This is a genomic window from Nocardioides baekrokdamisoli, from assembly GCF_003945325.1.
GTDB lineage: Bacteria > Actinomycetota > Actinomycetes > Propionibacteriales > Nocardioidaceae > Nocardioides > Nocardioides baekrokdamisoli.
The window spans coordinates 1335249-1361401 of the sequence record NZ_AP019307.1 but is presented as its reverse complement, the minus strand read 5'-3'; the positions used below and the strand labels follow the sequence as shown (position 1 = coordinate 1361401).

At 67.4% G+C, this 26153-nt stretch carries 29 protein-coding genes, 1 tRNA gene and 1 riboswitch; of the genes, 18 read left to right on the top strand and 12 right to left on the bottom strand.

Annotated elements, in window-relative coordinates:
* Nucleotides 1-14: 14 nt before the first annotated feature.
* The 3 genes from KCTC_RS06600 to KCTC_RS06590 are packed head-to-tail and all read right to left on the bottom strand — an operon-like array spanning nt 15 to nt 2848.
* Nucleotides 15-929: a DMT family transporter gene (locus KCTC_RS06600; RefSeq protein WP_125570054.1), complete on the bottom strand. Its 915-nt coding sequence runs from the start codon at nt 927-929 to the stop codon at nt 15-17.
* Nucleotides 930-980: 51 nt separating this feature from the next.
* Entirely contained in the window at nt 981-1658 is a 678-nt protein-coding gene (locus tag KCTC_RS06595) for a response regulator transcription factor (protein WP_125567892.1), read from the bottom strand.
* Complete coding sequence (locus KCTC_RS06590) at nt 1655-2848, bottom strand: sensor histidine kinase (protein ID WP_125567890.1); 1194 nt, start codon at nt 2846-2848, stop codon at nt 1655-1657. The genes KCTC_RS06595 and KCTC_RS06590 overlap by 4 nt, the downstream gene beginning before the upstream one ends.
* A gap of 123 nt (nt 2849-2971) precedes the next feature.
* Here KCTC_RS06590 and phoU point away from each other — a divergent pair, with 123 nt between their 5' ends.
* Together phoU and KCTC_RS06580 are read left to right on the top strand one after the other, a co-directional pair.
* Nucleotides 2972-3616, top strand: coding sequence for a phosphate signaling complex protein PhoU (gene phoU / locus KCTC_RS06585; RefSeq protein ID WP_125567888.1), 645 nt, complete (start codon nt 2972-2974; stop codon nt 3614-3616).
* Nucleotides 3617-3657: 41 nt separating this feature from the next.
* Complete coding sequence (locus KCTC_RS06580; RefSeq protein ID WP_125567886.1) at nt 3658-3879, top strand: hypothetical protein; 222 nt, start codon at nt 3658-3660, stop codon at nt 3877-3879.
* A gap of 98 nt (nt 3880-3977) precedes the next feature.
* Here the strand turns inward: KCTC_RS06580 and KCTC_RS06575 are convergent, their stop codons facing one another.
* From KCTC_RS06575 to KCTC_RS06565, 3 genes are read right to left on the bottom strand one after another with little or no spacing between them, the layout of a single operon-like run.
* Nucleotides 3978-4715 carry a phosphoglyceromutase gene (locus tag KCTC_RS06575; RefSeq protein WP_174233038.1) on the bottom strand — a complete coding sequence of 246 codons (738 nt, stop codon included), beginning with the start codon at nt 4713-4715 and terminating at the stop codon, nt 3978-3980.
* Nucleotides 4715-5500, bottom strand: a complete 786-nt coding sequence (locus tag KCTC_RS06570) for a hypothetical protein (RefSeq protein ID WP_125567882.1) — start codon at nt 5498-5500, stop codon at nt 4715-4717. The genes KCTC_RS06575 and KCTC_RS06570 overlap by 1 nt, the downstream gene beginning before the upstream one ends.
* A 49-nt stretch (nt 5501-5549) precedes the next feature.
* Nucleotides 5550-6275 carry a UbiA family prenyltransferase gene (locus tag KCTC_RS06565; RefSeq protein ID WP_125567880.1) on the bottom strand — a complete coding sequence of 242 codons (726 nt, stop codon included), beginning with the start codon at nt 6273-6275 and terminating at the stop codon, nt 5550-5552.
* 226 nt (nt 6276-6501) lie between these two features.
* Here KCTC_RS06565 and KCTC_RS06560 point away from each other — a divergent pair, with 226 nt between their 5' ends.
* Nucleotides 6502-6987: a CarD family transcriptional regulator gene (locus KCTC_RS06560; protein ID WP_125567878.1), complete on the top strand. Its 486-nt coding sequence runs from the start codon at nt 6502-6504 to the stop codon at nt 6985-6987.
* A gap of 80 nt (nt 6988-7067) precedes the next feature.
* Nucleotides 7068-7607: a 2-C-methyl-D-erythritol 4-phosphate cytidylyltransferase gene (locus KCTC_RS06555; protein WP_125567876.1), complete on the top strand. Its 540-nt coding sequence runs from the start codon at nt 7068-7070 to the stop codon at nt 7605-7607.
* Here the strand turns inward: KCTC_RS06555 and KCTC_RS06550 are convergent.
* Nucleotides 7594-8262 (bottom strand): IspD/TarI family cytidylyltransferase, encoded by a 669-nt coding sequence (locus KCTC_RS06550; RefSeq protein WP_125567874.1) that lies wholly within the window; start codon nt 8260-8262, stop codon nt 7594-7596. The two genes, KCTC_RS06555 and KCTC_RS06550, sit on opposite strands and share 14 nt — an antisense overlap.
* Nucleotides 8263-8379: 117 nt before the next feature.
* On the opposite strand from KCTC_RS06550, the gene nirD reads away from it, so the two are divergent.
* Nucleotides 8380-8733, top strand: coding sequence for a nitrite reductase small subunit NirD (gene nirD / locus KCTC_RS06545; protein WP_125567872.1), 354 nt, complete (start codon nt 8380-8382; stop codon nt 8731-8733).
* Here nirD and ispF read toward each other — a convergent pair.
* Entirely contained in the window at nt 8730-9203 is a 474-nt protein-coding gene (ispF, locus tag KCTC_RS06540; RefSeq protein WP_408636116.1) for a 2-C-methyl-D-erythritol 2,4-cyclodiphosphate synthase, read from the bottom strand. The two genes, nirD and ispF, sit on opposite strands and share 4 nt — an antisense overlap.
* 38 nt (nt 9204-9241) lie before the next feature.
* On the opposite strand from ispF, the gene KCTC_RS06535 reads away from it, so the two are divergent.
* The 5 genes from KCTC_RS06535 to KCTC_RS06515 all read left to right on the top strand — a co-directional run bounded on the left by KCTC_RS06535 (nt 9242) and on the right by KCTC_RS06515 (nt 13553).
* Nucleotides 9242-10738 (top strand): molybdopterin-dependent oxidoreductase, encoded by a 1497-nt coding sequence (locus KCTC_RS06535; RefSeq protein ID WP_231998867.1) that lies wholly within the window; start codon nt 9242-9244, stop codon nt 10736-10738.
* 50 nt (nt 10739-10788) lie between these two features.
* Nucleotides 10789-12201: a cysteine--tRNA ligase gene (gene cysS, locus KCTC_RS06530; RefSeq protein WP_125567866.1), complete on the top strand. Its 1413-nt coding sequence runs from the start codon at nt 10789-10791 to the stop codon at nt 12199-12201.
* Complete coding sequence (gene rlmB / locus KCTC_RS06525) at nt 12201-13145, top strand: 23S rRNA (guanosine(2251)-2'-O)-methyltransferase RlmB (RefSeq protein WP_125567864.1); 945 nt, start codon at nt 12201-12203, stop codon at nt 13143-13145. The genes cysS and rlmB overlap by 1 nt, the downstream gene beginning before the upstream one ends.
* Nucleotides 13130-13426, top strand: a complete 297-nt coding sequence (locus KCTC_RS06520; protein WP_231998866.1) for an antibiotic biosynthesis monooxygenase family protein — start codon at nt 13130-13132, stop codon at nt 13424-13426. The genes rlmB and KCTC_RS06520 overlap by 16 nt, the downstream gene beginning before the upstream one ends.
* Before the next feature lie 54 nt (nt 13427-13480).
* Nucleotides 13481-13553 (top strand) — tRNA-Thr (locus KCTC_RS06515).
* A 436-nt stretch (nt 13554-13989) separates the two neighbouring features.
* On the opposite strand, the gene KCTC_RS06505 is transcribed toward KCTC_RS06515, so the two are convergent.
* A complete protein-coding gene (locus tag KCTC_RS06505) occupies nt 13990-15879 on the bottom strand; it encodes an ArnT family glycosyltransferase (RefSeq protein ID WP_125567862.1) in 1890 nt (629 codons plus the stop codon).
* Between the two features lie 76 nt (nt 15880-15955).
* Between KCTC_RS06505 and KCTC_RS06500 the strand changes: the two genes are divergently transcribed.
* On the top strand, nt 15956-16267 hold the full coding sequence (locus KCTC_RS06500) for an MGMT family protein (RefSeq protein ID WP_125567861.1): 312 nt from the start codon (nt 15956-15958) through the stop codon (nt 16265-16267).
* Here the strand turns inward: KCTC_RS06500 and KCTC_RS06495 are convergent.
* Together KCTC_RS06495 and KCTC_RS06490 are read right to left on the bottom strand one after the other, a co-directional pair.
* Nucleotides 16256-16960, bottom strand: a complete 705-nt coding sequence (locus KCTC_RS06495) for a uracil-DNA glycosylase (protein ID WP_125567859.1) — start codon at nt 16958-16960, stop codon at nt 16256-16258. The genes KCTC_RS06500 and KCTC_RS06495 overlap by 12 nt on opposite strands.
* Nucleotides 16944-18275, bottom strand: coding sequence for an alpha/beta hydrolase (locus KCTC_RS06490; RefSeq protein WP_125567857.1), 1332 nt, complete (start codon nt 18273-18275; stop codon nt 16944-16946). The genes KCTC_RS06495 and KCTC_RS06490 overlap by 17 nt, the downstream gene beginning before the upstream one ends.
* 93 nt (nt 18276-18368) lie before the next feature.
* On the opposite strand from KCTC_RS06490, the gene KCTC_RS06485 reads away from it, so the two are divergent.
* Nucleotides 18369-19907, top strand: a complete 1539-nt coding sequence (locus KCTC_RS06485) for an FMN-binding glutamate synthase family protein (protein WP_125567855.1) — start codon at nt 18369-18371, stop codon at nt 19905-19907.
* On the opposite strand, the gene KCTC_RS06480 is transcribed toward KCTC_RS06485, so the two are convergent.
* The gene (locus KCTC_RS06480; protein ID WP_174233037.1) at nt 19908-21305 is read right to left on the bottom strand and encodes an alpha,alpha-trehalose-phosphate synthase (UDP-forming); all 1398 of its coding nucleotides are present in this window, start codon (nt 21303-21305) and stop codon (nt 19908-19910) included.
* Between the two features lie 113 nt (nt 21306-21418).
* Here KCTC_RS06480 and KCTC_RS06475 point away from each other — a divergent pair, with 113 nt between their 5' ends.
* The 6 genes from KCTC_RS06475 to KCTC_RS06450 all read left to right on the top strand — a co-directional run bounded on the left by KCTC_RS06475 (nt 21419) and on the right by KCTC_RS06450 (nt 26141).
* Complete coding sequence (locus KCTC_RS06475) at nt 21419-21706, top strand: DUF3263 domain-containing protein (protein ID WP_125567852.1); 288 nt, start codon at nt 21419-21421, stop codon at nt 21704-21706.
* Between the two features lie 2 nt (nt 21707-21708).
* The gene (locus tag KCTC_RS06470) at nt 21709-22233 is read left to right on the top strand and encodes a LytR C-terminal domain-containing protein (protein WP_125567850.1); all 525 of its coding nucleotides are present in this window, start codon (nt 21709-21711) and stop codon (nt 22231-22233) included.
* Nucleotides 22234-22261: 28 nt separating this feature from the next.
* Nucleotides 22262-23137 (top strand): trehalose-phosphatase, encoded by an 876-nt coding sequence (otsB, locus tag KCTC_RS06465; RefSeq protein WP_231998865.1) that lies wholly within the window; start codon nt 22262-22264, stop codon nt 23135-23137.
* Nucleotides 23138-23174: 37 nt separating this feature from the next.
* Nucleotides 23175-23311, top strand: a riboswitch (SAM riboswitch).
* A gap of 10 nt (nt 23312-23321) precedes the next feature.
* On the top strand, nt 23322-24563 hold the full coding sequence (gene thrC / locus KCTC_RS06460; protein ID WP_125567848.1) for a threonine synthase: 1242 nt from the start codon (nt 23322-23324) through the stop codon (nt 24561-24563).
* 202 nt (nt 24564-24765) lie between these two features.
* Nucleotides 24766-25218, top strand: coding sequence for a hypothetical protein (locus tag KCTC_RS06455; protein WP_125567846.1), 453 nt, complete (start codon nt 24766-24768; stop codon nt 25216-25218).
* Between the two features lie 71 nt (nt 25219-25289).
* Nucleotides 25290-26141, top strand: coding sequence for an SGNH/GDSL hydrolase family protein (locus KCTC_RS06450; RefSeq protein ID WP_125567844.1), 852 nt, complete (start codon nt 25290-25292; stop codon nt 26139-26141).
* Nucleotides 26142-26153: the final 12 nt, after the last annotated feature.

The following is a 26153-nucleotide window of genomic DNA, read 5'->3' as shown; positions in this document are numbered from 1 at the left end:
AAACCCGACATCCGTCACTTCCGGCGAGCGATGACCACGCCGGTCAGCGTGACCGCGCCACCCACGTACGCCAGGGCCGGCGGTGCCTCGCCGAGGAAGACGAGTCCGAGCACGATCGTGATCGGCGGGATCAGGTAGGTCAGGATGCCGGCCTGGGTGGCACTCATCTGGCTCAGCGCGTAGCCGTACGTCGTGTAGGCGATCGCGGTCGGGAACACGCCCAGGAAGACCAGCCACAGGATCGATGACCCCGACGCGTGGCGTACGTCCCCGACGAACTGACCCACGAACGGCAGACAGATCACGGCGCCGACGGTCACGGTCATCCAGGTCAGCGGCAGTGCCTTCAGGCCGGCGAGCAGACTCTTCTGCACGATCATCGCCACGGAGGCGGCGATCGCGCTGATCAGGCACAGCCCGGCGCCGAGGAGGCGCTGGTCGCCGCCACCACTGCCGGAGAAGGCGATCAGGGCACCACCGGCCATCGCCAGTCCGAGGCCGACCGCGATCGTGCGGGTCATCGGCTCCTTGAGGAACACCGCCGCCAGACCGGCTACGAACACCGGTGCGCACAGGATCAGCATCGAGGCGGTGCCGGCGTCGACGTGATGTTCACCGGCGTTGAGAGCCACGTGATACGTGGCGTACCAGAGTGCCCCGACGATCACGATGCCCAGCCACTGCCGCGGGGTGGCCTTCGGCAGTCCACCGCGACCAGCGATGACACCCAGGCAGATGGCACCGAGGCCGAGTCGACCGAAGGCCAGCGAGCCCGGCGCGAATGTCCCGGCGAGGTGTCGGATCGCGACGAACGCGGACGCCCAGAGGACCACGGTGATGCCTGCCGCGACGAGTGGTGCGCCCAGAGGTGAGGAAATCCGGGCCGAAAGGTGAGGACGTACGTCGGGCGGTGTCGTGGAGGGCTGCATCAACAGCACACTCTCACCTTTCGGCCCGGATTTCCTCACCTCTCGGCGTGGTCAGAGGTCGAGCTTGTAACCGAGGCCGCGGACCGTGACGAGGAACTTCGGCTCCGACGGGTCGGGCTCGAGCTTGGCACGCAGCCGCTTCACGTGGACGTCGAGCGTCTTGGTGTCGCCGACGTAGTCGGATCCCCAGACGCGGTCGATCAACTGTCCACGGGTGAGTACGCGACCCGGGTTGCGCAGGAACATCTCGAGGAGTTCGAACTCCTTGAGCGGCAGCCGCTGCTCGGAGCCGTTCACGGTGACGACGTGGCGCTCGACGTCCATCCGGACGGGCCCGGCTTCCAGCGTCGCGGGGGAGAGGTCGGTCTCCTGGCCACGGCGGAGAACGGCGCGGATCCGGGCGACGAGTTCGCGCGGCGAGTACGGCTTGGTGACGTAGTCGTCGGCGCCGAGTTCGAGACCGACGACCTTGTCGACCTCGTCGTCCTTGGCGCTGACCATGATCACCGGCACCGTCGACACCTGGCGGATCTGCCGGCAGACCTCGGTCCCGGGGATCCCGGGCAGCATCACGTCCAGCAGCACGATGTCGGCGCCGTTGCGGTCGAACTCCTTCAACGCATCCGCGCCGTTGTCGGCGACGGCCACCTCGTACCCCTCCTTGCGGAGCATGTACGACAGCGCCTCGCTGTAACTCTCTTCGTCCTCAACGACAAGTACTCGCGTCATGAGCGGTCCTCTCTGCTCACGCCACTCAGTTCGGGCGCAAGGGGTTCGTGGTCAGCCTCATCAGCGGTGGGGGCCGCGATGTGTTGCGGAAGGATCAGGGTGAAGGTGGATCCGCGTCCGGGCGAGGACCACACCTTGACGTCACCGCCGTGGGTGGCGGCGACGTGCTTCACGATCGAGAGGCCGAGGCCCGTGCCGCCGGTCGAACGGTGGCGTGCCGGGTCGACCCGGTAGAAGCGCTCGAAGATGCGGTCGATCTCCGCCGGAGCGATGCCGATGCCCTGGTCGATCACGGAGATCTCGACGTTGTCGTCGCTGGCCCGGGCAGCGATCGTCACGCTCAGGCCGACATCGGAGTACGCGACGGCGTTGCTGACCAGGTTGGTGACGGCTGCCAGCACCTGCTCCTCGGCGCCGAAGACCTTGAGTCCGTTGGTGCCACCGACCCGGATCGAGATGCCCTTCCGAGCAGCGTCCACCGAGGTGGTGTCCGCGGCGCTCGCGATGATCTGGTCCACGTCCACGACCTCGGGCGATTCGAGGGGCTCGTCGCCCTGGAGCCGGGACAGCTCGATGATCTGCAGGACCAGTGCCGTCAACCGATCGGACTCGGTGAGCATCCGGTGGCTGAAGCGGCGGACTGCTTCGGGGTCGTCGGCTGCCTCGGAGACCGCGTCCGCCAGGACCCGGATCGCGCCGACCGGCGTCTTGAGTTCGTGGGAGACGTTGGCGACGAAGTCGCGGCGGACGGCTTCGATCCGGCGCTCGCGCGTACGGTCCTCGACCAGCACCAGCACCAGACGACTGCCGATGGGGGCGATGCGGGCGGTGACGTGGCGGGGCGTCGCGTTCGTACGCGCGATCAGCACCTCTGTCTCGCGGATCTGACCGTCGCGGCGTACCTGTCGGACCAGATCGAGGAGCTCGACCGACAGCAGGGACGTGCCGCGCACAAGGCCGAGCGCGTACGCGGGCGCGGAGGCTTTGAGGACCGAGTCGTCCTGGTCCACGATCACCGCGCTCGAACGCAGCACGGACAGCACGGTCGCCACCTCGGGCGGGACGTCCGGAGTCGGTGCCGGGGGGAGGGCCTGCTGCTGACGGTCGGTCACGTGCCACGCATAGACGGCAACCGCAGCGACGACGGCGCCCAGAACGGCGGCAAGGAACGCCTGCGTCGTCGGGCTCACAGGTTCAGCCTATGTCCATCATTCACCCGAGTTTTGCCATCTGGTCCCCTGACGAGGTCCTGTTCACGAACGGTTCATGCAGTTGTCGGCTGAAATCCGCCGTCCACGCTAAGGTCGGTTGCCGTGACGTACGTCTTCCAGTCACAGATCGATTCTGTGCTCACCGACCTCGCAGGGGTGTGTCGGGAGGTCGAGACGTTGGTTCGCGACGCCACCGAGGCACTGCTGACAGCGCGTGCCGACATCGCGGAGCGGGTGATCGACGCTGACGGCGGCATCGACGCCGCTCGCCAGAACGTCGAGGACGCCGCCCTGGAGATCCTGTCCCTGCAGGCGCCGGTGGCGACCAACCTGCGCATCATCGTGGCCGCACTGGCCATCGTCACCGACCTCGACCGCATGGGTGACCTCGCGGTCCACGTCGCCAAGATCGCGCGACTGCGTACGCCCGTGGTGGCGGTTCCGGACGTTGTCCGGCCGATCATCGAGCAGATGGCGGAGGTCGCGGAGAAGATGGTCGCGCTGACCGCCCGGGTCATCGATGACCGTGACCTTGCCCTGGCGGAGGATCTCCGTGAGCACGACGACGTCATGGACGAACTGCGGCGCGAGACGTTCCAACGCGTGTTGGCCGGCGAGTGGTCCGGCGGTGTCGAAGCTGCCGTCGACATGGCGCTCCTGAGCCGCTACTACGAGCGCATCGCCGACCACGCCGTCGCGGTGGCCGATCGCGTGCACTTCATCGTCACCGGCGAGAACCCCGCCTGATCCGCTGCGCCACCGGCGGCTGGCAGGAGTACGGTCGAGGTATGGGTGCCCTCTTCTTTGCGTTTGTGCCGATCCTGATCCTGATGGCGCTCCCGCTCGTCATCCCCGTGGTCGGAGTGTGGATCGGGGCACTGATGGATCGCCTGTCGCCGACTCCGCACAGTCCGGCGGAGGACGCGGTCCTCGCCGCACAGGTACGGACCGCTGAGTTTCGCGCGGAGTTGGAGCGCGAGCAGGCGGCGAACGCCAAGCCTGCTGCCTGACTCACGTCAGGGCCTCGCTCACTTCCCCGGCTCGCCCTACGGGCGGCGGGTCGTTCGCTCGGCATGAACGCTCACGCACGCGTGGCGTTCAGCCTCGCTCACTTCCCCTGATTGGCCACGGCCGCGGCGGCGGCTGCCGCAGCTTCGGGGTCGAGGTACTCCCCACCGGCGACGGTCGGCCGGAAGTCGTCGTCGAGCCGGTAGACCAGGGGCTGCGCGGTGGGGATGTTCAGGGCGGCGATGTCCGCGTCCGAGATCCCGTCGAGGTGCTTGACCAGCGCCCGCAGGCTGTTGCCGTGTGCCGTCACCAGCACTGTCTTGCCGGCACGCAGGTCCGGCACGATCGCGCCCTCCCAGTACGGGATGAGTCGATCCACGACGTCCTTGAGGCATTCGGTCTTCGGGACCTCGATGCCCGCGTAGCGCGGGTCTCCGACCTGGGAGAACTCCGAGTCGTCAGCCAGCGGCGGCGGCGGGACGTCGTACGAACGGCGCCAGAGGTTGAACTGCTCCTCGCCGAAGGTCTGCAGGGTGTCCTTCTTGTTGCGTCCCTGCAGGGCGCCGTAGTGGCGCTCGTTGAGGCGCCAGTCGCGTCGCACCGGGATCCAGTGCCGGTCGGCGGTGCCGAGCGCGATGTGCGCGGTGTTGATCGCGCGTCGCAGGAGCGAGGTGTGCAGGACATCTGGGAGGACACCGGCCTCGAGGATGAGCTTGCCGCCGTTGACGGCTTCGTCCCGACCCTTCTCAGTGAGGTCGACATCGACCCAGCCGGTGGACAGGTTGAGCGCGTTCCACTCGCTCTCGCCGTGGCGGAGCAGGACGAGGGTGGCGCCCATCAGTGCTTGCTGGCCGACGCGGTCGGCTTGGCAGCCGACGAGACCGTCACCGTGGCGGTCGCCTCGGGCGAGGCGCCCTGGCTGTCACGCAGGGTCGGGGTCGCGCACTCGTACGTGCCCGGCGTCGCGGTCTCGGTCAGCGCAGGGAGCGAGTCGATGCCGGCGACGTAGTTCGTGTACGCGGTGACAAGCTTCGGGTTCGCCGGAGCCACGGCGAACTGGTAGACGCCGCACGCCTTGACGACCGGGACCTCGAGGGTCACGGTCTGGCCCTTGGCCAGGGTCAGACGGACAGGGATGACCTCGCCCGGGGTGAAGGAACCCGTCACGGGGATCCCGCCGAACGCCGGGTCGCTCATGTTGAGGGTGCCGGCGGCGCCCACGCCGCTGGTCCGGAGCAGGACCGGGGCAGTGATCTTCGCCGAGACGGCGTCGCTCTTGTTGGTGATGTTGGGGTTGCCGGCGTCGATCGCGAGGCCGGTCAGGCCGAGGTCGGCGATCGTCGTGTCGGACACGGTGGCGCCGTTGGTCTGCGGGGCAACCGCCAGGTTCGCGGTGAACACGCCTGCAGTCGCCGGACCGCTTCCGCTCGCCGGCGGAGTCGCCACGATGACCGCGCCGTTGACACGCAGCTGGCCGTCGCTGGAGGTGCCGTAGCCGCCATTGGCGATCACGTTGGGCTTGGCGGTCGCATAGCCCGAGCCGGAGCAGGCCGTGAGCGCGACGAGGCCGACCGCGGCGAGCGCGGCCGCAATGGCGGGACGGAAGGATGCAGCAGTCAGCACGGCGACACTCTAGCGAGCCGGACGCTGTTCGCGCCCCCCGGCCGTCCGATCAGCGACTGAATCCGTGGGTGTGGGCCACGTACGCCACCGCGACCCCGATTCCTGCCAGATAGAAGATCACCATCGCCATGGTCTGGGTCGCGCCGAACTTCCGCCCCAGTTGCAACGGCAGGTACGTCCAGCCGTCGGCGGCGTCGGCGACCAGCCCCCACAGGGCGACTGCGATGTGGATGCCGATCCCGGTGAGTGCGAAGCAGCCGACCATCTCCCACTGCGGCGGTCGACCGGCCGCGTGCCGGCCCGCGCCGGAGAAGGAGAGATAGAACGACAGGAGCGCGTACGAACACACCCACGAGACGACACTGAACGGGCCGGTGCGAAGCACCACGTTGCCGGTCATGGCGACCAGGACGCTGCCGATGTAGAACAGTCCGGCCTTGGTGCCGACCGCGGTGGCGAGCGGGATCAGCCCGATGCCGCCGATGGACAACAGGATCCACAGCTCTCGCGCCGTGAGCGGCCCGGTGACCAACGGCTTCCCGGTGCGCTCATGACGGGCGTCATCGCGTTCGTCGGTGAGGTCGTTGTGCCACCCGATCAGGAGCTGCCCGAGCAGCACGGTCGCGAAGATCCAGCCGACCTGGCTGAGGGGCCGATGGATCAGGTGCGCCGTCGCAGCGAGAGCGATCGCGGTCAGCAATCCCAGCCGCACATGTCCGGCCTGCAGGACCTGCAGGAATGCGCCGCCCGCGGGTGCTCGCTCATTCGTGCTCATGGCTGCATTCAATCGCGTACGAGCCGAATCGGTCGGACCGCCCGGACGGATCGCAGGTAACAGGCAGGTTTCCAGCGACTCACGTGATGTCCGTCACCCTGAGCCGGAGCATGAATCCGTTGCGCTGTCAAGCCCGTATTAGGCCTCTGACCTGCATAAACGCGGTTCGGAGGGCTGAATTTCCGTGTTAAACTTGAGCCTCAAGCAACAAAGGGGAACCTGACACATGAGCTTCACCGTCGGCGAGACCGTCGTCTACCCGAACCATGGCGCCGCAGTCATCGAGGCAGTCGAGATGCGCACGATCAAGGGGGAGGAGCGACAGTATCTGGTTCTCCGGATCGTCGCCCAGCAGGACCTCGTCGTCCGCGTCCCGGCGTGCAACCTCGACCTCGTCGGCGTACGCGACGTCGTCGACCAGGCTGGCCTGGACAAGGTGTTCTCGATCCTGCGCGCCGACCACGTCGAGGAGCCGACCAACTGGTCGCGTCGCTACAAGGCAAACCTCGAGAAGTTGCACAGCGGTGACGTCAACAAGGTCTCCGAGGTCGTCCGCGACCTGTGGCGTCGTGAGCGCGACCGCGGCCTGTCCGCCGGTGAGAAGCGCATGCTCGCGAAGGCCCGCCAGATTCTCGTCTCCGAATTGGCTCTCGCCGAGAAGACGAACGAGGACAAGGCCGAGGCTCTGCTGGACGAAGTGCTGGCCTCCTGACCTGATCTCCTCGAAAGTGGCGCTGCCTTCGGGCGGCGCCACTTTCGTTTTTGTCGGCGGTGTCTCCTACGGTCGAGGGCATGGACATGGCTCTCGGGACCGTCGTTGAGGTCGACCGTGGCTCGTTGCCGTTCGCACTGATCCACGGCGAGGCGCTTGTCGCGGCTGCCGTCTGGGCGCTCGGCGAAGCCGAGGTGCTCCCGGTGGACCTTCCGGTGACGTGGGACGCCATCGCGGAGGCCGAGGAGGCGTACGTGCTCCACGATGCCCTGTGTCCGATGACCCCGCCGGCGTTCATCGCCGAGTGTGTGGAGACCGCTCTGGCCCGTGATGCGGTCGTGATCGCCGTACGTCCGGTCACCGACACCGTGAAGCGCCTTGACGGCGACGTGGTCGTCGAGACCGTCGATCGCGACGGACTCGTGGAAGTGGTCTCGCCGATCGTCCTGCCGGCAGCCGTCGTCTCGACGCTCGCGCAGGCACCGATCACCGACTTCGCCCAGCTGGCGGCAGACCTTGCGAAGACCTACCCGATCGTGACCCTGACGGCGCCGGCGAGTGCCGCGCGGGTGCGATCGCTCGAGGACGTACGCCACCTCGAGGCGCTCACGACCCCCTGATCAGGCGCTCCGCGGCGCGTACGTCCTCGGGCCAGGTGATCTTGAAGTTGTGCGAGGTGCCGGGCACGGCACGTACGACCACGTCATCGGCGAGGGCTGCGGCGGTGTCCGTTGCGGTGTTGCCGCCACGGTCGTACGCGGCCAGCAACGCGGTCGCACGGAACGCCTGCGGGGTCTGGACGCCGACGAGCGTTCCCTCGACGGGCTTGAGGTCGGTCGTGAGGACCGACGACAGCGGGACTCCAGGGATCGCGCCGCCGTGCGTACGCGCGGTCGAGATGACCGCCTGATAGAGCTCGACGGACGCGAACGGCCTGGCGCCGTCGTGAATGGCGATCACGTCGACCTCACCGGAAGTGACCCGTGGTCGCAGGACGTCGAGGGCTGCGCGTTCGCTGTCCTGCCGTTCCTCGCCGCCGGCGATCAGCAAGACCTCGCGGTCACCGATCACCGGTGTGACGGCTTCGGCGATCGCACCCTCCTCGCCGGGCCGCGCGACCAGCACCACCGCGGCGACGTCGGGGACCTGCAGTGCGGTGATGACGCTGTGCGCGATCACCGGGTGAGAGCCGAGATCGAGGAGGATCTTGTTGACCTCTGCACCCACTCGCGAGCCCGAACCCGCAGCGAGGATGACGATCGCGGCCTTCGACATGGCTGTGAGGTTAGTTGGTTCGAGTTTTCCTTGCCGTTACACGAGGAAACGCATCCCGAACACTGCCGCCCTAGCGTCGGGCGCGATGGCGCACGAGCGTCAGGTTGGGAGAACAGGGTGTCCGCTGACGCATGGCATCTCGTGTGCCCGCTGGAGGCTCTGGAACCCGAGCGCGGTGTCACTGCCCTGATCCACGGCCAGGGGATCGCGATCTTCCGCCTCGCCGACGACCAGGTGTACGCCCTGGGCAACCACGATCCGTACTCCCGAGCCTCCGCGATCGCTCGCGGGATCGTGGGCTACCGCGCCGACGTCCCGTTCGTGGCCTCGCCGTCGCATCGGCACCCGTTCGACCTCCGGACCGGTCGGTGCCTCGATGATCCATCGGTCCGAGTGCCTGCGTACGAGACCAAGGTCGTCGACGGCCAGGTGTACGTCGGTGCGCGGAAGGTCAAGGTCGGCGCGCGTTAGCGCGAGTGGACCAGAGCGACCGCAGTCGCGGCGACGCCTTCGCCCCGGCCGGTGAGGCCAAGACCGTCAGTGGTGGTCGCCGACACGCTCACCGGGGCACCGACGGCCGCTGACAGCGCGGCTTCGGCCTCCGCTCGACGGGGCCCGATCTTCGGACGGTTGCCGATCACCTGGATCGCCACGTTCCCGATCTCGTAGCCGGCAACCCGTACCCGGCGTGCCGTCTCGGCGAGGAGCGTGGCCCCCGATGCGCCTGCCCACTCGGGTTCGGCGGTTCCGAAGTTGGAGCCGAGGTCCCCCAGGCCGCATGCGCTGAGCAACGCATCGCAGGCCGCGTGCGCCGCCACATCGCCGTCGGAGTGACCGGCGAGGCCAGCGGTCTCACCGGGCCACGCAAGGCCTGCAAGGTGCATCGGTACGCCGTCCTCGAGCCGATGGACATCGGTACCAGTGCCGACGCGGATGTTGATGCTCACGCAAGTCATTGTGCTGGATGCACACTGGTTGCGTGCAGAGCACCAACTCGCGCGGTGTGCCCGCCGTGCCATGGGCCGTTCGCGGTGTCGCGACCGGTGGACTCGGGCTCGCGGTCAGTTGGGTGGCGGCCAACCTCATCGAGGCCAGCGCGAACCCGGTGGTGGCGGTGGCGACCGAGGTGATCGACCTGATCCCGGGATCGTGGGCGCGCTTCGGCGAGAAGACCTTCGGCACCAATGACAAGGACATCCTCGTCACCACGGTCCTGGCCGTCCTGATGCTCTGTTTCGCCGCCATCGGCCTGGTCGGCAGGACCCGGGCCCGGCGAGCGTACGTGGGCTTCATCGTCCTCGCCGCGATCGCGGCGGCAGCGATCATGGCGAAACCTGCGCCCGGGCTCGCCCTGGTCGCCCTGTCTGCCGGCCTCGCGACGATGGTGATCGTCTGGACCTGGCTGACGGACGAGACCGCCGATCTCGAAGGTCGCCGCGGGCTCCTGCGACTTGGCGTCGTCGGGGGAGTGGCAGTGGTCCTGGCCACCCTTGCACCGAGCTTCGGCCGCAAGCGTCGTGCCGTCGAGGCGGCCCGCGGTCGGCTCACACTCCCGGGTGTGACGCCGCCGGTGGTGCCCAGCGGAGCCGATCTGGGGCTTGCGCAGCCCTGGATGACGCCTGCATCAGAGTTCTACAAGATCGACACCACGATCACCTCGCCTGCGGTCGATCCGGGGTCGTGGACGCTGCGTATCCACGGGATGGTCGATCGCGAGCTGACCTTGACCTTCGAGGACCTGCTGGCGCGGCAGCGTACTCAGGCGTGGGTGACACTGTGTTGCGTCTCCAACCCGGTCGGAGGACCACTGATCGGCAATGCCTGGTGGAGCGGCGTACGCATCGCACCCCTGCTCGCCGAAGCCGGTGTCCGGGCGGGGGCCGACGCGGTGCTCCAGACCTCGGCCGACGGCTGGACCTGCGGGACGCCGCTGTCAGTGCTGACCGATGACCGCAATGCGATGCTCGCGGTCGCCATGAACGGCAAGCCGCTGCCGATCGACCACGGCTTCCCGGTCCGTACGGTCGTGCCGGGGCTCTACGGCTACGTCTCGGCCACGAAATGGGTGGTCGACCTCGAAGTCACGACCATGGACCGGGCGGTCGGGTACTGGATCCCGCTCGGATGGTCGGCCAACGGGCCGGTCAAGTTGATGAGCAGGATCGACCGGCCCTCCGGCGGATCGATCCCCGCGGGCGACTTCACCTTTGCGGGCATCGCGTGGGAGCAGCACACGGGGATCGAAGCGGTCGAGGTCGCGCTCGACGGCGGAGTCTGGACCCCGGCGACCCTGGCGCGTACGCCCGGCGTCGACACCTGGGTGCAATGGTCGGCCACCCTGCCGGTCGCGGCGGGGAACCATCAACTGTCGGTCCGGGCGACGGATCGCAACGGCAACGTCCAGACCGCCGTCCAGCGCGATGTGGTCCCCGATGGTGCGACCGGCTGGGACACCGTCCAGTTCCGGGCCGGTTGACCGGGCGCTGAGAATCCTTGTCTGGGCCGTCGCCTCTCTAGACTCGGCGAGTGGCACTGCGGCTCTATGACTCAGCGACCGGCGCGGTACGGGACTTCGTCCCGCTCGTGCCCGGTCAGGCGTCCCTGTACGTCTGCGGTCTGACGGTCCAGTCGGAGCCGCACGTGGGGCACGTTCGCAGCGGTGTGAACTTCGATGTCCTGCAGCGGTGGCTGCGGTGGCGCGGCTACCGCACCACGTTCATCCGCAACGTCACCGACATCGACGACAAGATCCTGGCGAAGAGCGCCGACCAGGGCCGTCCTTGGTACAACCTTGCGTACGACATGCACACGCAGTTGACCAAGGCGTACGCGTCGCTCAACGTGGCGCCGCCGACGTACGAGCCGCTCGCGACCGGGCACGTCCCGGAGATGATCGAGCTGATCGAGGACTTGATCGAGCGGGGCCACGCGTACGCGGCTGCCGGCGATGTGTACTTCGACGTCCGTTCCTGGGCGGCGTACGGATCGCTGACGCACCAGGGCATCGACGAGATGGAAGCGGCGGCGGACGCTGACCCGCGTGGCAAGCGCGACCCGCGCGACTTCGCCCTCTGGAAGGGCGCCAAGGAGACGGAGCCGGACACCGCGACCTGGCCCTCGCCGTGGGGCCGAGGTCGTCCCGGTTGGCACATCGAGTGCTCGGCGATGGCCGGCAAATACCTGGGTCCGGCGTTCGACATCCATGGTGGCGGACTCGACCTGCGCTTCCCGCACCACGAGAACGAGATGGCACAGGCACAGGCTGCCGGTCGGCCGTTCGCCGCGTACTGGATGCACAACGCCTGGATCACGACGGCAGGCGAGAAGATGTCGAAGTCGCTGGGCAATTCGCTGACGATCCCGTCCGTGCTGCAGAGCTTCCGTGGGATCGACCTGCGCTACTACCTCGTGAGCGCCCACTACCGCTCGCATGTCGAGTTCTCCTTCGAGGCACTCACGGAGGCAGCTGTCGGCTTCGCCCGCATCGAAGGCTTCCTGGAGCGTACTGCTGACCTCGTCGGTCCGGTCGGGGACGGGATGCCGGTCGGGTACGGAGCTCCGCAAGCGTTCCAGGACGCGATGGACGACGACCTGAGTACGCCCGCCGCCATCGCCGTGATCCACGAGACGGTCCGCGAGGGCAACCGGTTGTTCGCCGAGGGCGATACCGACGGGGCCTGCCGTGCCCGGGCGCAGGTGGACCTGATGCTGTGGGCGCTGGGCCTGGATCCTGCCGATCCGGCGTGGGGCCCGAAGGGCGGGTCGGACGAGAAGCTGACGGCTGCTGTCGACGTACTCGTGGCAGGCCTGCTTGCGTCGCGGGCGGCTGCACGCGAGGCGAAGGACTGGGCCGCCGCGGACGCGATCCGCGACCAGCTGAAGGCTGCCGGGATCGAGATCACTGATGGGCCCTCTGGGCCGGAATGGACCGTGGCTTAATGGCCGGAAACTCCCAGCGCCGCGGCGCGATCGCGAAGAGCAAGAAGGGCGCTCAGGTCGGTTCGGGTGGACAGCGTCGCAAGGGCCTCGAGGGTCGCGGCGCAACCCCGAAGGCTGAGGACCGCGAGTACCACAAGGCTCACAAGAACAAGCAGCTCGCTGCGAAGTCGGCTGCCAAGCGGCCCGTACGCCGGAAGCCGACCTCCGACTCCGAGTGGATCATCGGCCGCAACGCGGTCGTCGAGGCCCTCCGCGAAGGCGTACCGGTGTCGGCGGTCTATGTCGCCGAAGGTGCGGAGCGCGATGGTCGTCTGCGCGAGGCGTTCGGCCTGTGCGCCGACATGGGTGTGTCGCTGCTCGAGGTGACCAAGCCTGAGCTGGACCGCCTGTCGGGCTTCGGTGGGCACCAGGGTCTTGCGGCCAAGGTGCCGCCATATGAGTACGCCCACCCCGGCGATCTGCTCGACCGTGCCGCCGAGGCCAAGGAAGACGCACTCATCGTCGTCATCGACCACGTCACGGACCCGCGCAATCTCGGCGCGATCATCCGCTCGGCGGCGGCTTTCGGTGCCCACGGTGTCGTGATCGCCGAGCGTCGTGCGGCGTCGATGACAGGTGCGGCGTGGAAGACCTCCGCCGGTGCTGCTGCCCGTATCCCGGTGGCTCAGGCGGTCAACCTGACCCGGACGCTGCAGGCGTACCAGGAGGCCGGCTGCACCGTGATCGGTCTGGACATGGACGGCGATGTGTCATTGCCCGAGATGGACGGCTCCGGTCCGCTGGTGATCGTCGTCGGCGCCGAGGGCGGCGGCCTGTCGCGGCTCGTACGCCAGAACTGCGACCAGATCGTCTCGATCCCGATGGCGAACTCGGTCGAGTCGCTCAACGCCGGCGTTGCCGCCTCCGTGGTGCTGTACCACGCGGCGCAGTGCCGCCCTCAGTGATCCTCGAGCACGTCGTCCTGCCGGTCATCCCCGGCAGAGAGTCGGAGTTCCTCGCTGCCTTCGCGCAGGCGCGTCCGCTGATCGAGGCTTCGCCTGGCTTCCTCGGGCTGGACCTGCGCCGCGGGATCGAGCGGACCAACGAGTTTCTGCTGTTGGTCCGGTGGGAGAGCGTCGAAGCACATACCGACGGCTTCCGGGGTTCGCCCGCGTACGAGCGCTGGCGGGAACTGCTGCACCACTTCTACGACCCGTTCCCCGAGGTCGTCCACTTCGAGTGCTGAATCGGCGGGTGGCCGGTCGGCTGTCTAGGATTGGCTGGCTGCTTCGGCAGCATCGCCGCGTTAACTCAGTTGGCAGAGTGTTCGCCTTGTAAGCGAAATGTCGAGAGTTCGACTCTCTCACGCGGCTCTCAGGATTGTCGGTGCTCCGATCTAGCGTCGAGCCATGTCGAATTGCGCGATGTGCGGGGCCGGTCTGACCAAGCGCCACCAGAAGGTCTTCTGTAGCAACGCCTGCCAGCGTGCGCTGGAGAGGCGAGACAAGTTGGGCGTCTGGCTTGCAACTGGTGTGGCGACAACGGCGAGCTATCCCACGCACTACGTGCGCGAATATATCGATCAGGACCAGGGCCACCGCTGTGCGATCTGCGGCGTCGCTGCTGAATGGCGAGGATTGCCGCTCGCGTTCGTCCTCGATCACATCGACGGAACGCCTCAAACAACCACCGCGACAACCTGCGGCTCGTGTGCCCCAACTGCGACAGCCAACTCCCGACCTTCAAGGCCCGCAACCGCGGCCAAGGGCGCGCCTGGCGCAAGCAGAGGTACGCCGACGGCAAGTCCTACTAGGCGAGTCGGTGGGGGATTCGCGGCAGCGACAGCCGGCGACGAGGACCTTGGTGGGCGCGGTGATGTGGACGCCGGAACCAATTCGCAGGCACGGTGAGGTCGTAGACGACCTGGTCGCCCACCATGAAGCGCAGGAAGTGCGTCTTCACCCACGTGGTCATGTGGTTTCCCGAGCCCGTCGGGAGGAAATAGCGAACGGCCCGTGCACGGATCAGGCGTCTGAGTTCGTCGAACATGCCGTTCGGGATGGCGCTCCAGCCGGTGAGTGGCAGGACGCTGACCCCGGTCGCCAGCTGGATGCTGCCGGCGGCCTCGTCCTTCTGCAAGGCGACTGCGTACTGGTAGGGGCCCGCATTCTGCAGGAGCTGCCGGAGTTCAGGGCTGACCCTCGAGGGTTGGTTGAAGTTGTTGGGGTGCGACGGATACTGATCCCATGGCGTCTGGTCGCCGAGCGGGCCGCCGAGCGGTGACCCACCGACGTGGTGATCGTGCCAGCTCGTCCACGTGTAGAAGCCGGGAAGCGCGATCGCGACGACCAGCAGCGCCGCCAGCCCGGCGCGCGGTCGCCTGAGCATGATCAGCCCGAGAAGTCCGACCGCACACGCAACCGCCATCACCAGACCGAAAACGAGGCCGTTGGAGAACCGCGACCAGACCCAGACGTCAAAGGCGGCCGTGACAAGGAGGATCGCGAGCATCAGTCGGACCCTGACCACGGAGGACGGGTGCCGCCAGATCAGCACAAGGTTGAGCACGGTCCCGGCGGAGAGGATCGGGGTGCTGACGACGGCGTAGTACGAGTGGTAGCTGGCCTGGATGTAGGACATCACCAGACAGACCCACAGGGCCGAGCCGTTCATCAGTGCCGCAGCGGTGGCAACTCCTGCAGGTCGGGATCGACCACGTACCAGGGTGATCAGGCGCCGGGGCTCGTGGCGATGTGCGAGCCACACTGTCGAGGCCACGGCCACCGTGGTCAGCACTGCCAGAACGATGATCGGCCCGTAGTTCGCCAACTCTTCGTGATGGAACATCCGGAACAACTCCGGAGGTGAGACCGAATGCTTGGCCGCCTGCCCCGCGAGTCGACTGACATTGCTCGAGAACAGCAAGCTGAACGGATTGTTGTCCGTGGTTCCGTCGATCCAGGGGCGCTCCGAGGCCGGCGTCAGCGCGACCGCGACGAAATACCATCCGGCGCAGATGATGCTGGCGACGCCGAGAAGCACCAGGTGGCGGAGTCGTGCCATGCGGCTCGTCGGCGCCCACACTGCATAAGCCACGATCAGCGCCGGAACGATGACGATGCCTGCGAGCAGTTTGGTGAGAACGGCCGCCGCAATCAGGACCCCAGCGCCTGCGAGTTTCCAGGCGGCCGGTCGCCGGAGGGCGGAACTGAAGCACCAGACGGTGCCTGCCGACAGCAGGGTGAGGAGAGCCTCAGGATTGTTGAACCGGAACATCACGTTCGCCATGGGCGAGGCCAGACTGAGCAACCCGGCGATCAGGCCCCATCGCAACGAGGTCCACTCGCGCACCATCAGCACGACTACGGCCGTGGTGGCGACTCCGGCGAGTGCGTTCGGCAGCAGCTCGCCGAACGCGCTGAGGCCAAAGATCCGTACCGAGACCTCCATCAGCCACAAACTCAGCGGTGGCTTGTCCACGCTCATCGTGCCGCCGAAGTTGATTGCGGCGAAGAAGGCGTTGTGAACGTTGTGAGCCCCCGACTGCACCGCAGCGGCGTAGAAGGGATTACCGAGTCCGTTGCGTTCCAGGCCGACGCAGTACGCGACGAACGAGAGGACGGCGAGCCCGAGACATGCACCGAGGTCCAGAGCACGAGATCGGCTCGGCGTCGGGCGCCACCACCACCAATGCCGCACGTTCGTCCCTTTCAGATGTGGCTGAAAGGGTAGGTCGGTGATCTGATCGTTCTCCGTGAAGTTCTAGCGTGATCCTGTGGATGATCTCAGGGCGGAATTCATCGAGGCCGTACTCCAGGTCGTCGAGTCGATCCCAGCCGGCCGGGTGATGACGTACGGCTCCATCGCCAAGGTGCTCGGCCGCGGTGGTCCGCGCGGCGTCGGTGGCGTGATGTCAACCGACGGTCACGGGGTGCCGTGGTGGCGGGTCGTACGCGCCAACGGGACCCTTCCGGGACACCTGTTCGTGGAGGCGCAGCAGCACTGGTACGCCGAGGGCACCCCGCTCAAGCGCGGCACCGTGGACATCAACCAGGCACTGTGGAATGCCGAGGATTCAGCTGACTGACCAGTCGATCGGCTCGGCACTCTGGGCGGCCAGCAACGCGTTGACCTGCGAGAACGGCCGCGAACCGAAGAACCCGCGGTGGGCCGACAGCGGCGACGGGTGGACCGACTGCACGTACGGCACCTCACCGAGCGCCGGGATCAACGACTGCGCCTGGCGGCCCCAGAGGATGGCCGCCAACGGGCCGCCGCGCGCGACGAGGGCAGTGATCGCGGCGCCTGTGATCGGCTCCCAGCCCTTGCTTGCGTGCGACGCTGGAGCACCCGGCCGTACCGACAGCGATCTGTTGAGCAGCATCACTCCGCGATCGGACCACGCCGTCAGATCGCCGTGTTCCGCCGGAGCGATCCCGAGGTCGGTCGACAACTCCTGGTAGATGTTGCGCAGTGACGCGGGCAGTGGACGTACGTCCCGCTCGACTGCGAAGGACAGCCCGATCGGGTGTCCGGGAGTCGGGTACGGGTCCTGTCCCACGATGAGGACGCGTACGTCCGCCAGCGGGCGCTGGAATGCGGCGAAGATCCGATCGCCGTCGGGGAGGTACGGGCGCTTGAGGGCGAGCTCGGCACGGAGGAACGCGCCCATGTCTGCGACCTGCTGGTCGACCGGAGCCAGTGCCTCGGCCCAGTCCGACGCCATCAGTCCGCGGTCGACCAGACCGGCGAGTGCGGACACGTCAGCTGGGCTGACCATCGCGGCTGGAGGTGGGCTGGCCGGTGCCGCGAGGCTGGCCGAGCGCACGCGAGTTGGCCGAGTTGTACCGACGGTTCGGGTTGCTGCCGATGGTCTTCTCCGCCGCACCACCCTTGACCGCCGCCGGCTTCTTGGCGGCCGACTTCCTGGCGACTGGCTTGCGCTGCCCACCAGCACGGGTGGACGGGAGCTTCTCGGTCGATTCGGCCTTCCGTGCGCCCGTGCGCTGCACCGGCTTGCGCTTGATGCCGTCGTGCGCCTCCATGAATTCGTCCATGATCAGCCAGGAGCTCGTACGCGCCGAACGGCCGGTCAACATGCCGAGGTGACCACCGGGGACGATCTCGAAATAGACCTCGGGCGACCCGCTGAGCAGCGGCACCACGGCCCGCACCGCCGGGATCGGCGCGATGCCGTCGGTGGCTCCGGCGAAGACCAGCACGGGCTGGGTGATCGAGCTCAGCTTGATGGTCCGGTCATCCAGTTCCCAGGTGCCGCCGACGAGCTCGTTGCGGCGTACGAACCGGTGGTAGAGCTGCCCGAATGCCCGACCGGGGTAGGCGATCATGCCCTCGGTGAAGCGGTCGACCGCCTCCAGTTGGGCGAGGTAGTCGGCGTCGCCCAGATGGTTGAGCTGGGCCACCGGCTTGGTGACCATCTTCTGAGCCGCGGAGAGCTGGAACGCCCAACGCACGAACGGCTTGGGTGCGCCTCCGAGGAGATCGGTGACCCCGCTGATGATCCGCCCACCAGTGAGGTCGATGAGCGGACGCAGCGGAGCGATCAGCGGCACCTCGCTGACGTCGATCGGGGAGCCGTAGATCGAGATCGTGCCGATCGGGAGGTCCTGTCGGTCCGCCGACGCCAGCAGTGCGAAGATCCCGCCGAGCGACCAAGCAGCCACGTGGATGTTGTCTCCACCGGCATGACGGGCGACAGCCTCGACAGCCAGCGGTACGACCTCCTCGACCCAGTGCTCCATGCCGAGGGTGCGGTTGCGGAACGAGACCTCGCCGTACTCGACGAGATAGACCGGTCGTCCTTGCTGCAGGAGGTGCTCCACCAGGGAGCAGCCGCGGCGCAGGTCGAAGCAGGAACTGGGCGCGGCCAGCGGCGTGACCAGCAGGATCGGGTCACCCGCCTGGTCCACCCCGGCCAGGGGCCGATAGTGGTAGACCTCGCGCAGGATGCCTTCGTCGATCAGCGTGCGCGGCATCGGCCTCAGGTCCGCCAGGCCCCCGTACAGCAGTTTGTGTGCCACGTTGCCCGCGGCCGCAGCCACCGAGCTCGTGGAGGGGATCGGTACCAGCGCCATGACCGCGAACCTATCGCTCGGCAGTACGAAACTGAATCGGCGTTCATGTGACGTGCGTTTACACAACCTTCGAACGGCTCTAGTTTCACTTCTGTGAAGCTGAGCACACTGATCGGGACCGGAGCGGTCGTCGCCGGAGCGGTCGCGGCGCGTGACCTCACCCAGAAGAAGCACGCGATCCTCCGGAACTTCCCGGTGCTCGGCCACGCGCGTTACTGGCTCGAGACGATCGGCCCCGAGCTCCGGCAGTACATCGTCACCTCGAACGAGGAGGAGCGCCCCTTCTCCCGGGACCAGCGGACCTGGATCTATGCCTCGGCGAAGTCGCAGAACAACTACTTCGGTTTCGGCACCGATGTCGACGTGGAGCATGTCCAGGGGCACGCCTACATCAAGCACCGTACGTTCGCGGACACCCTTCCCGACGGGCATGACCCGCTCTCGACGTTGCCCAGTGCGAAGGTGCTCGGTGGGCCCCGCGGACGCGCCAAGGCCTTCCGCCCCAACTCGGTCGTCAACATCTCCGCGATGAGTTTCGGTTCGCTGTCCGGTGCAGCGATCACCGCACTCAACAAGGGCGCGCTTCAGGCCGGAACGATGCACAACACCGGCGAAGGTGGCCTGTCGCCGTACCACCGCCAGGGCGGCGACCTGATGCTCCAGATCGGCACTGCCTACTTCGGGTGCCGCAACGACGACGGCACGTTCAGCATCGACAAGCTCAAGGAGGTCGTCGCCTCGGCCCCGGTCAAGGCGATCGAGATCAAGCTGTCGCAGGGCGCCAAGCCTGGTCTCGGCGGCCTGCTGCCGGCCGCCAAGGTGACCCCGGAGATCGCCGCGATCCGCGGCATCCCGGAGGGCAAGGACTGTGCATCGCCGTCGCGGCACACGGCTTTCCGCGACGTCGACTCGATGCTGGACTTCGTCGAGCACGTGGCTGCCGAGACCGGTCTCCCGGTCGGGATCAAGTCGGCGGTCGGTGAGATGGGCTTCTGGCGCGACCTGACCCGTCAGATGGAGGGCAACAAGCGGGGCGTCGACTTCGTCACGCTCGACGGCGGCGAGGGCGGCACCGGAGCAGCGCCGTTGATCTTCACCGACTCGGTCTCCCTGCCGTTCCGGATGGGGTTCTCCCGGGTGTACGGCACCTTCGCAGAGCTCGGTCTCACCGACCAGGTGACCTTCATCGGCTCGGCCAAACTCGGCCTGCCGGAGAACGCCGCGGTCGCCTTCGCTCTCGGAGCGGACATGCTCAACGTCGCCCGGGAGGCGATGCTCTCGATCGGCTGCATCCAGTCCCAGAAGTGTCACGAGGACACCTGCCCGACCGGCGTCGCCACGCAGAACAAGTGGCTCGCGCACGGCCTGGACCCGCACGACAAGGGCGTACGCTGCGCGACCTATCTGATCACTCTGCGCAAGGAGCTGATGAAGGTCGCCGCCGCCGTCGGCGTCGCCCATCCGAGCATGATCAGCGCCAATGACATCGAGATCTTCAGCGGCGACTACGAGGCTCGTACGCTCGCCAGCGTCTATGGCTACAAGGACGGTTGGGGCGAGATCGGGTCGCAGATCCACCAGGACCTGATGTCGGTGCTGACCACGAAGAGCAAGTTCAACGAGTTGGGCTGACTAACGGCCGGTGTGATCCAGGTCGGCCATGAAGTGGTCGGCCCACATCACCACGTCGTTGGTGGAGACCGTCCGACGCATGGCCCGCATCCGGCGGCTGCGTTCCTTCGGATCGGCGTTGTACGCGTCCAGGAAGGCGGCCTTCATGCCGTTGATGTCGTACGGGTTGACCAGCCATGCCTGCTTCAGTTCCCGGGCTGCGCCGGCGAACTCGGAGAGCACCAGCGCACCGTCGTTCTCCGACCGGCAGGCGACGTACTCCTTGGCGACCAGGTTCATCCCGTCGCGGTACGGAGTGACCACCATGACGTCGGCTGCGCGGTAGAGCGCCGCCATCTCCTCGCGGGGGAAGGACGTGTGCAGATAGAGGATCGCCGGCTTGCCGATCCCGCCCAGATCGCCGTTCAGGCGACCGACCAGGCGGTCGATCTCGTCGCGGAGCCGTTGATACTCCTCGACCTGCTCACGTGAGGGCACCGCAACCTGGACGAAGACCGCGTCGTTGACGCTCACCTTGCCCTCCTCGATCAACTCACCGAAGGCGCGCAGGCGGGCGTAGATGCCCTTCGTGTAGTCGAGGCGGTCGCAGCCCAGGAAGACGGTCCGAGGGTTGCCGAGCTGCGAGCGGATCTGAGCTGCGCGGGCATTGACCGACTCCGTCTCGGCAAGCTCGGCGAAGCCACTGAAGTCGATCGAGATCGGGTACGCCGCGATCTTCACCCGGCGCCCGTCCGGCAGGTCGACGACGTTCTGACGTCCGCTGCCGAGCCCGGCGAGTTGGCGGACCAGGCGCGTGAAGTTGTTGGCGGCGCCGGGGACCTGGAAGCCGATCAGGTCGGCGCCCAGCAGTCCCTCGACGATCTGGCGCCGCCATGGGAGCTGCATGAAGAGCTCGGTCGGCGGGAACGGGATGTGCAGGAAGAACCCGATCTTCAGATCTGGCCGGAGCTTGCGCAGGAAGCTCGGGACGAGCTGCAACTGATAGTCGTGGACCCAGACGGTGCCGCCCTTGTTGGCTGCCTTGGCGGCGGCTTCGGCGAATCTACGGTTGACCTTCTCGTACGTCTCCCACCACTCGCGGTGGAACGCGGGCTTGGCCACGACGTCGTGATACAGCGGCCACAGGGTGCCGTTGGAGAAGCCTTCGTAGTGTCGCTCGATCTCGATGTCGTCCATCGACAGCGGCACCAACCGCAAGCCGTCGATCTCGAACGGCTTCAGCTGTTGCTCGGTGCCGCCCGGCCATCCGAGCCAGATCCCGTTCTTGGCACGCAGGACCGGTTCGAGCGCACTCACCAGACCGCCGGGGGAGGCTCGCCAGCCCGTGGGGGATCCCGCGGCATCGCGTACGCGATCCACCGGGAGGCGGTTCGCGAGGATCACCAGGTCAGCCTTCATCCCCCTCACCGTAACGGGTCTCGAACGGTCGTGGGTGGGCGTGGCGCGCCTGACATGACCCTCCGCCCGGGTAGTTTTGGAGCGAACGTATGCGATGAACTCGAAGGACAGTTATGGGAGCCGCAGAGGCCGCTCAGCCCGTTGTCGGGCATGAGCTCAGTGAGCGCGACCTTGAAATCCTGGCCTTCGAGCGTCAGTGGTGGAAGTACGCCGGGGCCAAGGAATCGGCCGTACGCGAGCAGTTCGGCATGAGTTCGACGCGGTACTACCAGGTGCTCAACGCCTTGATTGATCGGCCCGAGGCCGTCGAGGCCGACCCGTTGCTCGTACGTCGTCTGCGCCGTCTCCGCGCCGCTCGTCAGCGTCAGCGCTCGGCTCGTCGGCTCGGTTTCGAGCTGTAACTGTGTCCGGCCACACCTCGCGCCGCGATCGCGGCGTTGCACTGCCCTCACCTGTCGCTGCGATCAGCATCGTCGCGATCGTCGTCGCCGCGATCGCCTTTGCCGTCACGGGCTTCGGCGGCAGCAAGACGAAGGTGATCCCCAACGCAGCGCCGACGCACTCGAGCACGCACGCCTCGACGAGCGCGACGTCGACGGCCACCAGCACTGTCACGCTGCCGCCCAGCAGTACGCCGACGGTCGCCCCGATCAACAAGACCGCGATCCATGTCTCGGTCTGGAACGCGTCCACCACCCCGGGCCTGGCCAAGGACGTGCTGGTCAAGGTGAAGGCTGCCGGATGGACCAATTCCGCATCCGGCACCACTCATGTCCACTACAGCGCGAACACCATCTACTACCCGGCGAAGTACGCCGCCGCGGCGAAGCAGCTGGGGCTCGACCTGGGCATCACGAATCTGAGCCAGGGCGATTCGGCCACGCCGCAGGACCGGATCTCCGTCGTCCTGGTGAGCCCGCTCAGCTGACTCCCGGTGGCCAGTTGCCCTGCGGGCGATGTGGACCACGTGGTTGGCTGGAGTGGTGTTCTGCTCCGCTGAGGCCGAAGCCCGCTACGCCGCGTTCATCGACGCGGCTCCGGGCGCCGTGGTGGGTCTCGACTTCGACGGGACCCTTGCGCCGATCGTCGACGACCCGACGCAGGCCCACATTCACCCCGAGGCCGCGGCAGCGTTGATCGACCTGGCGGAGGCCGTCGGGACGGTGGCGATCGTCACCGGACGCCCCGCCAGGCAGGTCCTCGCGCTCGGCGCCCTCGACGACCTCGGCGACACGATCGCCGCGCGCGGGCGCCGACTGCAGATCTTCGGCCAGTACGGTGCCGAGCGCTGGGACTCCACCCATCGCGTCATTCACACTCCGCGACCGCCGAGCGGCCTGGCCACGCTGGAGCGCGAGCTACCCCGCCTGCTGAGGAACGCGGGCGCGGCGGATGCGTACGTCGAGGACAAGGGACTGGCCGTCGCGGTGCACACGCGGCGGCTGGCCGATCCGGTCGGAGCGTACGACCGTCTGCTGCCGGCGCTGAAGGAACTCGCTGACCGGCACCACCTCGTACTGGAGCCCGGGCGAGCCGTCATCGAAGTGCGCTCAGGAGCCGCGGACAAGGGCCGCGTGATCAAGGAACTGGTCCGCGCCACCGACGCCAAGGCAGTGCTGTTCGTCGGTGACGATCTCGGTGACGTCGAGGCGTTGCACGCGGTTGGTGGCTTCATCGAGCAGGGGCTCGCCGGCGTACGCGTGTGTGTGCGGAACCCCGAGGTCTCGGCTCTGCTGAGCCTTGCCGACGTCGTCCTGGAAGGCCCGGACGGCGTGATCTCGTTCCTCCGGGCACTCGTCGAGGACGTCCGCGCTCACGCTTCGGACAACTGACTTTCACCTCCCCGCTCGCCTCGCGTACAGTTGCGCTTGCTCATCGAGAGGGACTGAGGGAACGGCCCGCAGAAGTCCCGGCAACCGACCGACAATCTCCTCCCATTACGGGTGGTGTCGGGACATGGTGCTAAATCCGGCCTGGGGTGAAAGTCGCCCCAGGGAAGATGAGGAGGAGGTCTCCATGAGCTTGCGTGAAGGTGCGTTCGGCAATGCCACCAACCTGGTCTGTCGCGAGTGCGGCACCGAGGTCCCACTAGGTCCCGACTACGCCTGTCCGGAGTGCTTCGGCCCCCTCGAGGTGGCGTACGCGTTCCCGGCGATCACCCGTGAGGAGATCGAGGCCGGCCCGGCCAACATCTGGCGCTACAAGGCGCTGCTGCCGGTCCCCGACGACATCGAGCAGAGCCCCAACACGGAGCCGGGTTACACCCGTCTGCTCGAGGCGAACAACCTCGCCAAGGCTCTCGGCCTCTCCAAGGTCTGGGTCAAGGACGACTCCACCAACCCGACGAACTCCTTCAAGGACCGCGTCGTGGCGTGCGCCCTGTCGGCTGCGCGCGAACTCGACGCCAAGGTCTTCGCGTGCCCCTCGACCGGCAACCTGGCCAACGCCGTTGCGGCGGCCGGTGCTCGTGCTGGCATCAGGACCGTCGTCTTCATCCCGTCCAACCTGGAGCAGCCGAAGCAGGTCAACTCGGCCATCTTCACCGACTCGCTGATCGCGGTCGACGGCAACTACGACGACGTCAACAAGCTTGCCCAGGAGATCGCGGCCGAGGAGGAGGGTTGGGCGTTCGTCAATGTGAACGTCCGTCCGTTCTACGCCGAGGGCTCCAAGACGCTTGGGTACGAGATCGCCGAGCAGCTCGGCTGGCGCCTGCCGGACCAGATCGTCATCCCGGTGGCGTCCGGTTCGCAGCTCACCAAGGTCGACAAGGCCTTCCAGGAACTGATCAAGCTCGGCCTCGTCGAGGAGAAGCCGTACCGGATCTTCGGTGCGCAGGCCACCGGCTGCAACCCGGTCTCGACCGCGTTCAAGGCTGGCGTCGACGCGATCCGTCCGGTGAAGCCGGACACGATCGCCAAGTCACTCGCGATCGGCAATCCGGCCGACGGCATCTACGTCCTCGACATCGCCCGGCGTACGGCTGGGGCGGTCGAGGAGGTCACCGACGACGAGATCCGTGACGGCATCGTGCTGCTCGCGCGTACTGAGGGGATCTTCACCGAGACCGCCGGCGGCACGACGGTGGCCGTCACCAAGAAGTTGGCTGAGGCCGGTGTCCTCGACCCGTCACTCGAGACCGTGGTGATCAACACCGGTCACGGCCTCAAGACGCTCGACGCGGTGAGCGACAAGGTCGGTCCGCGCGCGACGATCAAAGCCAGTTACGCCGCCTTCGAGGCTGCCAACATTTCCTGAGGGCTACCGTGCCAGGCGAAGGCTGCGCAGGACCGAGTTCGTGAGTGCGTCAGCCCGAGCGGCAGTACGGGCGGCGACTGCTATGTCGACGATACCGCGCGGAACGCTCACGTAGATCGCATTGACGTGTCGTCCGTTCCCGCCGGTTGAGTGGGTCACCACAGCCGGGCCTAAGGGTGTCGTCACGTGCGCGAACGCGTTCATGGCGAGACTCAGTTTGACGTACGCCGCTTGCAGCACGACGTACGTCGGCAGTGCGGTCAACGACGTCAAGCTGCACTCGACAAGGCCATCGTGGTCAGGCGATGCCGCCACGAAGTCGAACTGTGTCAGCTCGCGCCTGACCTGTGCAGGCGACTGGTGCATCCTGCGGGCATTCGCCAAAAAGGTCGGGCTGCTTGTGTCGAAGTCCGACGCATCGAGCATGGTCCAGTTGCCCGGCACTGCGATGACTACGCGGGCCCGAGACGCGGTGACGCTCTGCCATCCCGCGGGCACGACGGCGGAGGGCCTCGCCACCGGTGTTGCCGCCTGCCTCGGCAACGACGTCGCTGCCTGGCTGGGTGGCGCGGCCGCCGATGAGCCGCAGGCGCAGACGGTGCAGCTGCTCAGGAGAACCATGGCGGCGAGGGCCGCGGCGCGCTTCATGGCGTGATCCTAGGGTTCGTACGCCGTGGTCGGGCCACGTTCGGCATTCGTTCATGCAGGGCCGCTACACATGCGCCCATGCAGTCCGATCGTGTGACGTACGTGCGCTGGCTGGGTCGGGTCGCCGTCGGAGCCGGGCTGGCCGGCGCGGTCGGGGGAGCAGCCGGCCTCGGCACCGTGACATTGATGAAGCGTCAGGCGGCGTATGCCCGCCAGGTGATCGGCAAGCCGCTCGGCGAGATCGCGCTCAAGGCTGACCGGACCTACAAGAAGTCGTACGGCGACCGCCTCGATCTCGTGATCGTTGGGGATTCCATCGCGGCCGGCCTCGGAGCGCACAGGCCGAAGCGGACGTTGGGCGGCCGGCTGGCTCGCGAGCTCGCGAAGGCGACTGGGCGCACCGTCCGCTTGACCAGCATCGCCGAGGTCGGAGCCGAGGCCTGGATGATCCCGGAGCGACAACTGCCGCGGCTCAAGCCGAGCTACCGCCCCGACGTGGCGGTCGTGATCGTCGGGGGCAATGACGTCATCCATCGGGTCCCACTGGCCGACTCGGTGACGTCGCTCGTCGAGGTGATCGAGGACCTGAAGGTGCGCGGTGCGACGGTCATCGTCGGCACCTGCCCGGACCTCGGGGCGATCGGTCCGGTCAAGCGACCGTTGAAGTCGTACCTCTCGCACACCTCCAAGAGCCTCGCCGCCGCCCAGGCGGAGGCCGCACTGGCGCATGGGGCGCGGGTGGTGCGGCTGGCAGAGGTCGTCGGGCCGCTGTTCACGAATCATCCCGACGAGATGTTCTCCATCGACCGCTTCCACCCGAGCGAATTGGGCTACAAGCGCACCGCCGAGGCACTCTTGCCCTCGCTGCTCGCCGCGCTCGGCGTGTCAGTCGAGGTGCCGCACGGGCATTACGCCCCCGTGATGGTCTGACGAGGAGTACGC